This window comes from Klebsiella oxytoca, from assembly GCF_009707385.1.
Lineage (GTDB): Bacteria > Pseudomonadota > Gammaproteobacteria > Enterobacterales > Enterobacteriaceae > Klebsiella > Klebsiella oxytoca_C.
Genome location: NZ_CP046115.1, coordinates 5,312,299 through 5,325,957, shown reverse-complemented (window position 1 = coordinate 5,325,957; position 13,659 = coordinate 5,312,299). Strand labels below are relative to the sequence as shown.

The 13,659-nt window shown below is 55.5% G+C and carries 10 protein-coding genes; 4 read left to right on the top strand and 6 right to left on the bottom strand.

The window, feature by feature from the left end:
• The first annotated feature begins 294 nt into the window (after positions 1 to 294).
• The gene (locus GJ746_RS24855; protein ID WP_154682550.1) at positions 295 to 1,026 is read left to right on the top strand and encodes a MurR/RpiR family transcriptional regulator; all 732 of its coding nucleotides are present in this window, start codon (positions 295 to 297) and stop codon (positions 1,024 to 1,026) included.
• Between the two features lie 96 nt (positions 1,027 to 1,122).
• Here the strand turns inward: GJ746_RS24855 and GJ746_RS24850 are convergent, their stop codons facing one another.
• From GJ746_RS24850 to GJ746_RS24835, 4 genes are all read right to left on the bottom strand, one after another.
• Positions 1,123 to 2,502 carry a glycoside hydrolase gene (locus tag GJ746_RS24850; protein WP_154682549.1) on the bottom strand — a complete coding sequence of 460 codons (1,380 nt, stop codon included), beginning with the start codon at positions 2,500 to 2,502 and terminating at the stop codon, positions 1,123 to 1,125.
• Positions 2,503 to 2,514: 12 nt separating this feature from the next.
• Positions 2,515 to 4,074, bottom strand: a complete 1,560-nt coding sequence (locus GJ746_RS24845) for a PTS transporter subunit EIIC (protein ID WP_154682548.1) — start codon at positions 4,072 to 4,074, stop codon at positions 2,515 to 2,517.
• 274 nt (positions 4,075 to 4,348) lie between these two features.
• Positions 4,349 to 6,064: an AsmA family protein gene (locus tag GJ746_RS24840; RefSeq protein WP_154682547.1), complete on the bottom strand. Its 1,716-nt coding sequence runs from the start codon at positions 6,062 to 6,064 to the stop codon at positions 4,349 to 4,351.
• 145 nt (positions 6,065 to 6,209) lie between these two features.
• Positions 6,210 to 7,601, bottom strand: a complete 1,392-nt coding sequence (locus tag GJ746_RS24835) for a nucleobase:cation symporter-2 family protein (protein WP_154682546.1) — start codon at positions 7,599 to 7,601, stop codon at positions 6,210 to 6,212.
• A 289-nt stretch (positions 7,602 to 7,890) separates the two neighbouring features.
• Between GJ746_RS24835 and gltS the strand changes: the two genes are divergently transcribed.
• Positions 7,891 to 9,096 carry a sodium/glutamate symporter gene (gene gltS, locus GJ746_RS24830; RefSeq protein WP_154682545.1) on the top strand — a complete coding sequence of 402 codons (1,206 nt, stop codon included), beginning with the start codon at positions 7,891 to 7,893 and terminating at the stop codon, positions 9,094 to 9,096.
• A gap of 257 nt (positions 9,097 to 9,353) precedes the next feature.
• Here the strand turns inward: gltS and glpK are convergent, their stop codons facing one another.
• The gene (gene glpK / locus GJ746_RS24825; RefSeq protein ID WP_154682544.1) at positions 9,354 to 10,865 is read right to left on the bottom strand and encodes a glycerol kinase GlpK; all 1,512 of its coding nucleotides are present in this window, start codon (positions 10,863 to 10,865) and stop codon (positions 9,354 to 9,356) included.
• Between the two features lie 21 nt (positions 10,866 to 10,886).
• Positions 10,887 to 11,738 carry an MIP/aquaporin family protein gene (locus GJ746_RS24820; protein WP_154682543.1) on the bottom strand — a complete coding sequence of 284 codons (852 nt, stop codon included), beginning with the start codon at positions 11,736 to 11,738 and terminating at the stop codon, positions 10,887 to 10,889.
• 442 nt (positions 11,739 to 12,180) lie between these two features.
• Here GJ746_RS24820 and zapB point away from each other — a divergent pair, with 442 nt between their 5' ends.
• On the top strand, positions 12,181 to 12,426 hold the full coding sequence (zapB, locus tag GJ746_RS24815; protein WP_009652751.1) for a septal ring assembly protein ZapB: 246 nt from the start codon (positions 12,181 to 12,183) through the stop codon (positions 12,424 to 12,426).
• Positions 12,427 to 12,598: 172 nt separating this feature from the next.
• Positions 12,599 to 13,588, top strand: a complete 990-nt coding sequence (locus tag GJ746_RS24810; RefSeq protein WP_154682542.1) for a sulfate ABC transporter substrate-binding protein — start codon at positions 12,599 to 12,601, stop codon at positions 13,586 to 13,588.
• Positions 13,589 to 13,659: the final 71 nt, after the last annotated feature.

The window sequence follows — 13,659 nt, the reverse complement described above, 5'->3', positions numbered from 1 at the left end:
TGTGTAAGCGGTATGAACCGGAAACATGGGTGACAACTTTCTGCGGACCAGGTAGCCCGGACAAGGCGCGTCAGACGCCGCCTCCGGGAGGCAAGCGCAACCCAGCCTCAGGTAATCTCCCCCGGTGATGCGACTGTATGATCGGGGCTACAGGCTATGCCCTCTCCGTTTACGGAGAGGGTTTTTTATTCCATTTTATCTAAAAAAGTAACGTTCATTTCATTCTGGTGATTGAGCCCACAGACGCCAGCGCCGCCGGGTGATAGCGTAGTTTGCCGCTGAGAGGAGCCCGGAATGGATTTAGAAAACATCTTTCGTGACGTTAAGCTAAGCAAAACTGAAATGACCGTGCTGCGCTTTATTCAGAACGATCCTGAACAGTGCGTGCGCGAGGGGATCCGCGCGGTCGCGGAACACTGTTACAGCAACCCTTCCTCGCTGGTGCGGCTGGCGAAGAAACTGAAATTCAGCGGCTGGCTGGAGCTGGTCTATTTTATTAAATTCAATATCACCATGCCGAAACTCGATGTCACTAACGACATCGATTACATGAGCATTCAGCCGGTGGAGCGGATAACACCGCTGCTGGAAAGCCTGCAACATCACCGCATTTTGATTCACGGCAGCGGCTTTTCGCAGCTAATCGCCCAGTATATCTACAATAAATTTTTGGTGACCGGGGTGAATGCCAGCCTGGCGCTGTGGCCGGATTACGAAATTCTTGAGCAGAAGAACGCCGCCAAATTTGATTCGATCTGGATTATTTCCAAATCCGGGCGCAGCAGTTCGGCGCTGAACTGGGTGAAGGCACTGGAAGGGAAGGAGATTAATCTGGTCTGCTTTACCGGCGATTATCAAAGTCCGTTGGCGCAGGCGGCGGATACGGCGTTTATTATCCACGACCCGCAAAAGTTCGATGACGATATTTACTGGAGCAACCCGTTTTTCGGCTACTGCATACTCGGTTTTGAGCGGCTGCTGAAGATGTGGTTTACACACACGGGGATCCCCGGAGGCGGCGCCTGACGCGCCTGTCCGGGCTACCGCCCCGCAGACGGCGGTGAACCCGTAGCCCGGTCAGCGCAGCGCCACCGGGAGAAGTGCGGTGGCGCGAGGGTGGGTTTATTGCCAGTCGGCGAACTGCTTATCGTCGAGATAGGCTTCCACCAGCGTTTTTGCCAGCGAATAAGACCCGACCAGCGGATGCGCCATCAGCGCCCGTACCGCCAGTGATTTATCCCGCTGCAGAATGGCCGCCACCGCCAGCCGTTCATACTCTTTCACGCTGGCGATCATGTTTTTCTGCGCCGTTGGTACATGCTTTGGCGTTACCGGCTTCAGGCCGTCTTTACTCAGGTCGCAGCTGATCTCAATCACATCGTCCGGGCGCAGGAAGTCCAGCGTGCCGTTATTGGGCATCGACACCACGATGCGCTTGGTAGTGGTGCTGTTGACCGCTTCCAGAATATCCAGCGCCACGCCCGCGTAGCCGCCAGTATCTGGCTCCTCGATAAACTGTTTTAAGGTTAACGGCTCGCGGGTATGGAATTTTTCCTGCTGCGACTCATTCTGCATATAGCTGTTTTCCCGGCGCAGATAGTGCTTCATCCAGATAGTAAACGCCGCTTCCGGGCTGGCTTTGACGTCAACGGTCTTCAGCTCTTCACGCATATCGTGATTGATGCGGGCAATCTGCTCGCCGCGGGTTTCTGTCGCGTTCTGAATCGCTTTTAAGGCCACTTCACGATAGTAGTAGTAGTAAAGATATTCATTCAGCAGCTGCTTATCGCACAGCTGAACCAGCTCCGGCGAGAAATACTGCATTGCCGTCTTGCGGTATAAATCAGGGCTGGCGATCAGGCGCTCGGTAACATCCTCGCCGCGCACGGTGAAGTGGGTAAACCAGGAGAAGTGGTTCAGCCCGTAGCATTCGACGCCGAGGTCGCGTTCGTCGCAGCCGAGGATCTCTGGTAGCTCGCGAATAAGCTCCGACGGCGCGTCGCAGATACCGTACACCCGGCGCTTAAAGCCAGATTTAATAATCGCTTCGGTGACCAGCCCTGACGGGTTGGTGAAGTTAAACAGAATGGCGTCTTCGGCGGCGTGCTCTTCAATCAGGCGGCAGTAGTTGAGAATCGCCGGAATAGAACGCATCGCCATGGCGAAACCGCCTGCGCCGGTGGTCTCCTGGCCCAGGGTGTTGTGCTCGAGGGCGATACGCTCATCGCGGATCCGGCTCTCATCGCCGCCCACCCGTAGGGTGGTTATCACATAGTGGCTATTTTTCAGCGCTGGCACCGGGTCGCTGGTTACGCTGAAGTGAATATCCGGGCGAATAGCATTAAACACATAGCGGGCAATCTCGCCGAATATCGCCAGGTTCTCAGCGGAGCTGTCGAGAAATACCACTTCCGTTAAACCAATGCGGTGTGCGTTATATGCCAGAGATTTCGCCAGGAATGCAGAGCGAACGCCGCCCCCGCCTAATACGGTTAATTTCATAAAAACTCCCAATTAATTTTCTGCTAGCCAGCTATCAACCCGGGAACGAATCTGTCCCACTTTGACGCCATAAATAACCTGAACTTCATTTCGATTGCGTACTACGCCATTTGCGCCGGTGCTTTTTAATATTGCATCGTCAACTAAATCCATATTATGGATAGCGACGCGCAGGCGGGTGAAACAGTTGTCGACGGAAATAATGTTATCTTTACCGCCTAAGCCGTTGATAATTTCATTGGTCACCGACTGCGGTTCGCCCATTTTTTTACGGTAATCTGCCTTGCTATATAACTTCACGTTTTCATCATCTTCACGACCCGGTGTTTTGAGATTCAGCTTAACCACCAGGGTGCGGAAGATAACGTAGTAGACCGCGAACTGGCCGATTCCGATGAGCACATAGCCCGGCCAGCGCGTCAGGGAAACCGGCAGCGGCAGGTTGTAAATCAGGAACTCAATCAGTCCGGAGGCGCCCCAGGGGCGAACGGTAAAGATATCGCAAATCGCCTGCGAGGCCGCGGTCAGGGTGGCATGGATAACCCACAGCAGCGGCGAAACGAACAGGAAAGTAAACTCAATTGGCTCGGTGATACCGGTGAGCATGGAGGTGATAATGGCCGGCAGCAGAATCGCTTTGGCCATCATTTTTTTCTCCGGTTTCGCCGTGTGGTAGAACGCCAGCGAGGCACCGGCAAGGCCGAAGATAGTGGTCATTCCCTGCTGTGAGAAGCGCAGCGCATCGTTCATCACCGGGGTAAGATCCGGGTGGCGCATATAGGCGAGGAAAATCGCCTGGGTGCCGGAAACGACCTGGCCGTCGACGTTCAGCGTGCCGCCGATTTGCGTGAGCTGGAACGGCGACCACACAAAATGGTGCAGACCGGTGGGGATGAGGAATTTTTCAAAGAAACCGTAGACGAAAACTCCCGCTACGCCTGCGTTTTTCATAAAGCCGGTCAGCGCCGTGATGCCGTGAGTCATAAACGGCCAGATCCAGGTAAAGGCGATGGCGTAGAAAATGACAACCGGCGTCATCGCCACCAGCGTCAGCTTGGCCCCGCCGTACATGGAGAGCGCGCCTGGCAGCTCAATGGTCGACACTTTGTTATGTACCCAGGCGATAGTGCAGCCGAGAATAATCCCGAGGAAGACTCCCATATCAACCACGACAAAGCCCAGCAGCTGAGTTTGCCCGGTGCCATAATATTCGTCGTTAATTTTTTCCGCGAGGCCGTTGGTATGCTCCAGCCAGGAGTGGTTGGCGCCAAGAAACATGATAAAACACATTACCGAAACCAGCGCGACTTCGGTTTTTTTATCTTTCGCCAGGCCATAGCTTATGCCGACGCAAAATAGTAATCCCAGGTTACCGAATAAAGGCCAGAAGGTATCGCCGAGGAGCTGTCCGAGCTGGTGTAAAAAACTGGTCTCCGAAATTAATGTTGGATTAGTTAAGACAGAGCTGAGTGCCAAAATTAAGCCGATGACCGGCAAGAACAATACTGCACCGATCATTGCTCTGGAGAATTTTTGCATATTCTCCAGAATACGTTGACGTATTACAGACATGGTCGTTCCTTTATTTTTGTAGGTTCAGGGACTTTAATTATTTTTTTAACTTCCAGTGTTTTTGTTATAGCAAGTCCATTATTTGAAAGGAACAGGTTGCGGGAAATAGGTACAAACAGCCGCTAAATGGCAACAGGTTTCATGGCGGGAATATGACCCTCACCCCATCCCTCTCCCTGGAAGGAAGAGGGGGTCACTCGGTGTGGGCATAAAACAGGGGCTTCAGAGGGCGGTTTCCTCTCCCCGGCGGGGAGAGGATTAGGAGGAGGGGTAATCAGGGGGTCGTCGTCTCTGGAGCAGAAGGAGTCTGAGCGCTGATGACTTCCCCGTTACGCATCACCTGCGCAACCTGCTGTTTTTCCATATTGATGGCGCTAAGCTGCCCGTTGACGGTCGGCTTCAGCGGCGCATCCGCCAGCACGCTGCCGGTCGCCGTTAGCTGGAAATTTCCGTCGCCGGAAACCGGTAGAGCGGGCCAGCCCCACGCCTGCAAAATATTTAACGGTACGCCGCGACCGTTCAGGCTCAGGTTGACCAGACGCTGCGGGAGCTGCGATACCGCTGCGGTGGCTTCCAGGATCCCGCGTTCGGTAAAGGCGCTGAGTTCGTTAACGTTCACCGTAGAGGCATTGGCGCTCAGCTTGAGCGACGGCCGACGGACGTCAATACGATTAAAGGTCGCGGCGGCGGCGTTCAGCGTCGCGCTGCCGTTCCATATACCCCAACTGCGATCCTTCACCAGCTGCAGCTCGCCGCCGTAGCCGTCGAGAGCGGTGATCTGCCACGGGAACTCCGGTTCAACATCAATCACCAGGTTGCGGCTGGCGCTAAATTTCTTCAGGGTCAGGCTCTGTAACCATTCTGGCAGTTGTTCCATCCATAGTTGCTTCCAGTTGGCCGGCAACGTGTATTCCAGACCGGCGAACGCGGTGTCGTCCAGTACCAGGGCGTGGCCGGCGCGCAGCCAGTTGCCGGAAGTGCGTACCATGCCGCCCTCCCAGCGTGAGGTAAACTGGCGCAGCGCGATCCCCTGTGGTGAAAACCCGGCGTTGAGAATCGGATCGAGGAAATGCAGCGAGCCGTAGATAAACTCGTTGGCATTCATCGACAGCGTACCCTCCTGGCTTTGCCAGTCGCCGTGGCTGAGGGTGAGATTGCGTAGATTCAGGTCGAGGCTGACAATCGCCCAGTCTGGCCCCTGCAGGCTGGCGTCGGTGACATCAAGGCGGCCAATCTGCAGTGAAGGCAGGGTAAGCAGCGGGGCGAAAAAGTCGGCGAGTGATTTATCGCTTTGCATGCGAATCTCGTTGAGGCGTAAATTATCGACCTGCCAGCCGCCGTCGGCGCTGCGTTTCGCCGTGCCGGTGAGCGTGCCGCGCGCAACATCCGCTCCAACAGTGGAAAGCGAGACCTCTCCGTTATCAATATTCCCCTGAATCAGCACGTTGCTGGCTTCAATACCGTTGAGAGTCATCGACCCGGCGCTCATCTGAATCTGCGTTTTCTTACCGAGAACGTTGCCCGCTTCCGGCGCCCACGGGTTGACGCCGCCGGTGACGCGCTGAGCGCTGAGATCCCAGTCGCTCTCCGGGCTATTGAACGCCATATTGCGTAAGCGGAGACGGTCAGCGGCAAACGGTAGCGCAGCAGAGGAAGGAGAGAAGTTCAGCGTGCCGTCGCTGAGGACGATTTCATCAGCATGCAGCGGATCGCTGAACTGGCGGCTGCTAAAACCGATATCCACCGTTTTTGCGACCAGCGTGGCGGGTTTGCCGTCGCGGCCGAGGGTGACGTTTTGCAGCTGCAGGTGCATTGGCGAGGAGAAATTATGCTCCATCTTGTTAAAAGAGACCTTCCAGCCGGTATCCTCGCTAAGCCAGGCGCTGGCCTGGCGTCCACCCCACTGGGTTTGCAGCAGGAAATAAGCGGCAATAATCACTACCAGCAGGGCAATCAGCAGCCAGAGAATCAGCTTTCTGAGAAATTTCATGGTCTTCGATCCTGAGCGAGGCACATAGGGCTGTTATGCCCGAATTATGCGCAATCCTCAAGACAGGAATTGTGTAATGAGATGATGTGAGGTTGATGAGACTGATGCTCCGGCCAGCATCGTGCGGCCGGAGCGTAAGCGGCGATCAGTTTTTCTCTGGCGGGAAAATCAGATTCAGGACAATCGCCGTGATACCGCCAGCGGCGATACCGGAGGAGAGCAGATTCTTCAGCCAGTCAGGAGCGAACTGCAGGATCAGCGGCTGCTGGGAAACGCCAAGACCAACGGCCAGCGACAGGGCGATAATCAGGATCGCGCGGCGGTTCAGCGGCTCGCGGGAGACAATGCGCACGCCGGAAGCGGCGATGGTGCCAAACATCACCAGCGTCGCGCCGCCGAGCACCGGCTCAGGAATATGCTGCACGAAGCCGCTCACCGCCGGGAACAGGCCGAGCACGATCAGCATCAGCGCCACGATAAAACCAACATAGCGGCTGGCGACGCCGGTCAGCTGAATCACGCCGTTGTTCTGGCCGAAGCAGGAGTTCGGGAAGGTGTTGAATACCGCCGAGACAAATGAGTTCAGGCCGTTAGCCAGCACGCCGCCCTTCAGACGCTTCATATATAGCGGGCCGGAAACCGGCTGCTCGGAGACGTCAGAGGTGGCGGTAATATCGCCGATAGTTTCCAGTGAGGTAATCATAAAGACCAGCATCAACGGCAGCAGCAGGTTCCAGTCGATGCCCAGTCCGTAGTAAAGCGGCGTGGGTACCATTATCAGGCTGCTTTCCGTCGGGGCGGTATTGGCCGGCAGCATATCCAGCAACCATGCCGCCAGGTAGCCGGCCGCCATGGCGATAACCAGCGAAGCGATACGCAGATACGGATTGCGCTGACGGTTAAGGATAATAATCAGCCCCAGCACGATACCGGCCAACAGCAAGTTTTTCGGCGCGCCGAAGGTGTTGTCAGCCATCGCCGCATAGCCGCCGCCGATAGAGGTCAGGCCGACCTGAATTAGCGACAGGCCGATAATCATCACCACCACGCCGGATACCAGCGGAGTAATAATGCGGCGGGCGAGATGCAGGACGCGGGAGAGAACCATCTCCGTACAGCTGGCCAGCATCAGGGTGCCGAACAGCGCGGCCATCATGGTTGGGACGTCGGCACCGCCGGTTTTCAGCGCGGTACCGCCCATAATCAGCGGCGCGACGAAGTTAAAGCTGGTGCCCTGAATTGAGAGCAGACCTGAGCCGACCGGACCCCAGGCTTTGATTTGAATAATGGATGCCACACCGGAAGCGAACAGAGACATGCTGATGATATGTTGCGTATCCTGAGCCGGAAGGCCCAGCGCCTGGCAGATTAATAACGCCGGGGTGATGACCGCGACAAACATCGCCAGCAGGTGCTGGAAGGCGGCGAACAAGGTCTGCGGTAGCGGCGGGCGGTCTTCAAGGCGGTAGATTAATTCGCTGGTTTGCTTATGCGCAACCGGTTGCGCATTTTCTGACTCTGCGGTGTTAACGGACATCACAACAATCCCAAAGGTGGCAAAGCGGGGATTTTATCGGACTGTAGACCAAAAGCAAACGTTTGCCACTCTTTGGCGACAAATATTTATACTGGGAATAAGCGTCAAATATTTATTAACATTTTGTATGCTTGATCGCATCAATATCCCTACAAAATATCTTTTCCTGTCCTTTTTTCCGCACTTCTGCTTAAAATCCCTTCCCGATTACTCATGATGAGAAGCAATCGACACCGGGAAATATCGTCGCGTGTGAATGGATCATGCGCCTATAAGGAGCTCTTTTTTTATGTTTCATCTCGATACCTTATCGACGCTCGTTGCCGCAACTCTAGTGTTGCTACTGGGTAGAAAACTCGTTCAAACCGTCCCTTTCCTGAAGAAATACACCATTCCTGAGCCCGTTGCGGGCGGCCTGCTGGTGGCGCTGGCGCTGCTGGTATTAAAGAAAAGCATGGATATCGAAATTGATTTCGATATGAGCCTGAAAGATCCGCTGATGCTGGCATTCTTCGCCACCATCGGCCTGAACGCTAACCTCGCCAGCCTGCGCTCCGGAGGAAAAGTGGTGGGGACGTTCCTGATTGTGGTGGTGGGGCTGCTGCTGCTGCAAAACGCCCTCGGTATCGGCATGGCGAAGCTGCTGGGCCTCGATCCGCTGATGGGGCTGCTGGCCGGTTCGATTACCCTGTCCGGTGGCCACGGTACCGGCGCGGCGTGGAGCAAATTGTTTGTTGAGCGTTATGGATTCGCCAACGCCACCGAAGTGGCAATGGCTTGCGCAACCTTCGGTCTCGTTCTTGGCGGCCTGATCGGCGGGCCAGTGGCGCGTTATCTGGTTAAGCACTCTTCTTCACCGGACGGTACGCCGGACGATCAGCTCGCGCCCACCGCGTTTGAGAAGCCTGATATGGGGCGCATGATCACTTCCCTGGTGCTGATTGAGAGCATCGCGCTGATCGCTATCTGTTTGACCGTAGGTAAGGTCGTTGCGCAACTGCTAGCGGGAACCGTGTTCGAGCTGCCCACCTTCGTTTGTGTACTGTTTATCGGCGTGATCCTGAGTAACAGTCTGTCGGCGCTGGGGCTGTATCGCGTGTTCGATCGCGCGGTGTCGGTGCTGGGTAACGTCAGCCTGTCGCTGTTCCTGGCGATGGCGCTGATGAGCCTGAAGCTGTGGGAGCTGGCGTCGCTGGCGCTGCCGATGATTGCGATTCTGGCTGTGCAGACGGTAGCGATGGCGCTGTATGCGGTGTTTGTGACCTACCGGATGATGGGTAAAAACTACGATGCCGCGGTGCTGGCCGCCGGACACTGTGGTTTCGGACTTGGCGCGACGCCAACGGCGATCGCCAATATGCAGGCGATTACCGACCGTTTTGGTCCGTCGCACATGGCGTTTCTGGTGGTACCGATGGTGGGCGCATTCTTTATCGATATCGTCAACGCGCTGGTGATTAAACTGTATATGCTGCTGCCGGTGTTTGGCTCATAAAAACCGGAGGCGGTGCATATCTCCGGAAAATCCCCCGGTGGCGCTGCGCTTATCGGGGCTACAGGTCCGTGCTGTTTGGGGTTTTGTCGCCCGGGTAAGGCGTGTACGCCGCAACCCGGGGATACCCCGGGATTCATGCATCGGCGCGGCTTCTCCCCGGCTTGCGCTGCGCTTCGCCGGGCTACGGGGTTGTGCGGTCTGCGGGCTGTAGCCCGGCTAAGGCGTTTACGCCGCAAGCCGGGAATACCTCCACAATCTTACGCCTCGTCGTGCTCTTCCCACGCCAGCGCGCGTTTCACCGCTTTTTTCCAGCCGCTGTAGCGATAGTTACGCTCGGTGGTTTCAATTCCCGGACGGAATTCACGCTCGATAACCGCTTTCTCCTGTAGCTCATCCAGATTCTGCCAGAAGCCCACTGCCAGACCGGCCAGATAGGCCGCGCCCAGCGCGGTGACTTCGCGCACTTCCGGGCGCTCCACGCGGGTGCCGAGAATATCGGACTGGAACTGCATCAGGAAGTTGTTGGCTACCGCGCCGCCGTCAACGCGCAGGGCGTGCAGACGGATCCCGGAGTCAGCCTGCATCGCTTCCAGCACATCGCGGGTCTGATAGGCAATCGACTCCAGAGTGGCGCGAATAATATGGTTGGAGTTCACGCCGCGGGTCAGGCCGAAGATTGCGCCGCGGGCATACGGATCCCAGTAAGGCGCGCCAAGGCCGGTAAACGCCGGAACCACGTACACGCCGTTGGTATCCTTCACTTTAGTGGCGAAATATTCGGAGTCGAACGCGTCGCTAATTAACTTCATCTCATCGCGCAGCCACTGGATGGAGGCGCCAGCCATAAACACCGCGCCTTCCAGCGCATAGTTTACTTCGCCGCGCGGACCGCAGGCGATAGTCGTCAGCAGGCCGTGGGTTGACGCCACCGCTTTCTCGCCGGTATTCATCAGCATAAAGCAGCCGGTACCGTAGGTGTTTTTCGCCATACCCTCTTTGACGCACAGCTGGCCAAACAGCGCCGCCTGCTGGTCGCCCGCGATGCCGGCGATCGGAATACGGGTACCGCCTTTACCGCCGATGTTGGTCTGGCCGTACACTTCGGAAGATTTACGTACTTCCGGCAGCATGGCGCGCGGGATATCCAGCGCGTCGAGCATTTTGTCATCCCAGTCCAGCTCGTGGATATTGAACAGCATGGTACGCGAGGCGTTGGTATAGTCGGTAACGTGAACGCGTCCCTGGGTCATTTTCCAGATAAGCCAGGTATCAACGGTGCCGAACAGCAGCTCGCCGCGTTTAGCGCGTTCACGCGCGCCTTCAACGTGGTCAAGGATCCACTTCACTTTCGTACCGGAGAAGTACGGGTCAACGACGAGGCCGGTGGCCTTACGAATGTACTCTTCCATGCCGTCGCGCTTGAGCTGCTCGCAGATCTCGGCGGTACGGCGGCACTGCCAGACGATGGCGTTGTAAATCGGCTTACCGGTTTCCCGCTCCCACACGATGGCGGTTTCACGTTGGTTGGTGATGCCGATTGCCGCGATTTCATCGGAGCTGATATCGGCTTTCGCCAGCACTTCGACCAGCGTGGAGCTTTGCGATGCCCAGATCTCCATCGGGTCATGCTCAACCCAGCCCGGACGCGGATAAATTTGTTCGAATTCTCGCTGAGAGACGCTGATGATATTGGCATCGTGATCCATTACAACGGCGCGGGAACTGGTGGTGCCCTGGTCGAGCGCTACGATATATTTTTTGTCGGTCATAGGATGAGTCCCGTAGTCAAATTACAGCGAAGCTTTGTGTTGCGTCGAAGAGGGGGATGACGCCTCTTTCTCTTCGACAACGCAGATGTCGCAAGGCAGGTGGCGGCCAATCAGCTTGCGGTAGCAGAATGCGCCCAGCGCAGCACCGACGATTGGCGCACACAGCGGCACCAGGAAATAAGGAATATCTTTGCCGCCGGTAAAGGCGACGTCGCCCCAGCCTGCCAGCCAGGCAAAGGCTTTAGGTCCGATATCACGCGCCGGGTTCATGGCAAAGCCGGTCAGCGGGCCCATAGATGCGCCGATAACGGCGATCAGTAGACCAATCAGCAGCGGCGCCAGCGGGCCACGCGGCACACCGTTGCCATCGTCGGTCAGCGCCAGAATGACGCCCATCAGGATAGCGGTAATCACCATTTCTACCGCGAAGGCCTGCACAAAATTGATATGTGGGTTCGGGTAAGTAGAGAAAATACCTGCCAGCTCAAGACTTTCGACGCTACCGCGCACCATATTGTGGGTATGTTCGAAATCGAAGAAAAGATTGTAATAAAGCCCGTAAACTAAAGCCGCAGCGCAAAAGGCGCCAGCGAATTGCGCAATAATAAAAGGAACAACTTTACGACCGTCGAAGCAGGCGAACAGCCATAATGCTATGGTAACCGCCGGGTTAAGGTGCGCACCGGAAACCCCTGCGGTCAGGTAAATCGCCATAGCGACGCCCAGGCCCCAGATAATGCTGATTTCCCATTGACCGAAGCTGGCTCCCGCGACCTTGAGCGCAGCGACGCACCCAACGCCGAAAAAGATCAACAACCCGGTACCGAGGAACTCTGCGATGCACTGGCCTTTTAGTGTTGATGTTTGGCTCATAATCGAATCCTGAAGCGTAATGATGATTATTGTATGTGTGAAGGTCGCAGGCGACCACGCTGCCATGTAGGCATAGTGTTAATTTATCGTTAACGAACAAAAACGAGAAATATCGAAATTAAAATGTGTGTACTGCGTCAAGAAAATGAGCGTTTTCGCGTAATAAACGCGTTTTTGGTCATTTGCGGGAGCGTTTCACCGCTCATTTTTTTAACGCGTGGATTAACAATTACGAAAAAGTACCGGGTAAAAGCGGCGAACGGACCAGGTAAAGGCTGAAAAGTGTTGCAAACCGCAATCTACGCGGGTTGTCGCTGGACAGGGGCGGCGGGGCTTCATACAATCGACTACATCACCACTGTAGTGCGCTAATTTTCGTTAAGGCGTCACGCGTATACGAAACGGACGGTTTCTATCAACGCCTTGCAAGTTCAGGAGAGGTATGACGATGTCATTAGAAGTTTTTGAGAAATTAGAATCTAAAGTTCAGCAGGCGATTGATACCATCACTCTGTTACAGATGGAAATCGAAGAGCTGAAAGAAAAGAACAACACGCTGGCGCAGGAAGTACAGAGCGCCCAGCATAGCCGTGAAGAGCTTGAGCGTGAAAACGGTCAGCTGAAAGAACAGCAGCAGGGCTGGCAGGATCGTCTGCAGGCGCTGTTGGGCCGCATGGAAGAAGTCTAAAGCTTCATGGAAGAAGTCTAAAGCTTCCCGCTCTCTCCCTTCCGGGAGGGGGCAAACTCCCCCCGTTATATATACTCACAAGTTATAGCCAATCTTTTTTTATTCTTTAATCATTGGTTCGCTTTCTGGCACGCTTAATCCATCACAACATGACATTAAAGAGAGCGGTGCGATGAATAAGTGGGGCGTGGGGTTAACTCTGTTGCTGGCATCCGCCAGCGTTCTGGCAAAAGACATTCAGCTATTAAACGTTTCTTACGATCCGACGCGCGAGCTGTACGAACAGTACAACAAAGCGTTTAGCGCGCACTGGAAGCAAGAAACCGGCGACAATGTGGTGATTCGTCAGTCACACGGCGGATCCGGTAAACAGGCGACTTCGGTAATCAACGGCATTGAAGCCGATGTGGTCACCCTGGCGCTGGCTTATGACGTCGATGCGATTGCCGAGCGTGGCCGAATCGACAAAAACTGGCTGAAGCGTCTGCCGGATAACTCCGCGCCGTATACCTCAACTATCGTGTTCCTCGTGCGCAAAGGCAACCCGAAGCAGATTCATGACTGGAATGATCTGGTTAAACCCGGTGTGTCGGTGATTACCCCGAACCCGAAAAGCTCTGGCGGCGCGCGCTGGAATTATCTGGCGGCCTGGGGCTACGCTCTGCATCAGAACAACGGCGACCAGGCCAAGGCCCAGGAGTTCGTGAAGGCGCTGTTTAAGAACGTTGAAGTGCTGGATTCCGGCGCCCGTGGCGCCACCAACACCTTTGTAGAACGCGGAATTGGCGATGTGCTGATCGCCTGGGAAAACGAAGCCCTGCTGGCGACCAATGAGCTGGGTAAAGATAAGTTCGAAATCGTGACCCCGAGCGAATCAATTCTGGCCGAGCCGACCGTTTCCGTGGTTGATAAAGTGGTCGATAAAAAGGGGACCCGTCAGGTCGCGGAAGCGTACCTGAAGTATCTCTACTCGCCGGAAGGCCAGGAGATTGCGGCGAAGAACTTCTATCGTCCGCGCGATCCTGAAATCGCGAAAAAATACGCGGATGAGTTCCCGAAACTGAAGCTGTTCACCATCGATGACGTGTTTGGCGGCTGGACTAAGGCGCAGAAAGAGCACTTCTCTAACGGTGGAACTTTCGACCAGATTAACCAGCGTTAAATCGCCTCTCCTTTATCCCCGCTCGCGCTGCGCTGAGCGGGGCTACAGGTTTCCAGCCGTCTGCGGACTGG

Coding starts and splice junctions, on each gene's coding strand:
- GJ746_RS24840 (WP_154682547.1), bottom strand. CDS start 6,064: ATGAAATTTCTCAGAAAGCTGATTCTCTGGCTGCTGATTGCCCTGCTG.
- GJ746_RS24850 (WP_154682549.1), bottom strand. CDS start 2,502: ATGAAATTAACCGTATTAGGCGGGGGCGGCGTTCGCTCTGCATTCCTG.
- zapB (WP_009652751.1), top strand. CDS start 12,181: ATGACGATGTCATTAGAAGTTTTTGAGAAATTAGAATCTAAAGTTCAG.
- GJ746_RS24845 (WP_154682548.1), bottom strand. CDS start 4,074: ATGTCTGTAATACGTCAACGTATTCTGGAGAATATGCAAAAATTCTCC.
- gltS (WP_154682545.1), top strand. CDS start 7,891: ATGTTTCATCTCGATACCTTATCGACGCTCGTTGCCGCAACTCTAGTG.
- GJ746_RS24835 (WP_154682546.1), bottom strand. CDS start 7,601: ATGTCCGTTAACACCGCAGAGTCAGAAAATGCGCAACCGGTTGCGCAT.
- GJ746_RS24810 (WP_154682542.1), top strand. CDS start 12,599: ATGAATAAGTGGGGCGTGGGGTTAACTCTGTTGCTGGCATCCGCCAGC.
- GJ746_RS24820 (WP_154682543.1), bottom strand. CDS start 11,738: ATGAGCCAAACATCAACACTAAAAGGCCAGTGCATCGCAGAGTTCCTC.
- GJ746_RS24855 (WP_154682550.1), top strand. CDS start 295: ATGGATTTAGAAAACATCTTTCGTGACGTTAAGCTAAGCAAAACTGAA.
- glpK (WP_154682544.1), bottom strand. CDS start 10,865: ATGACCGACAAAAAATATATCGTAGCGCTCGACCAGGGCACCACCAGT.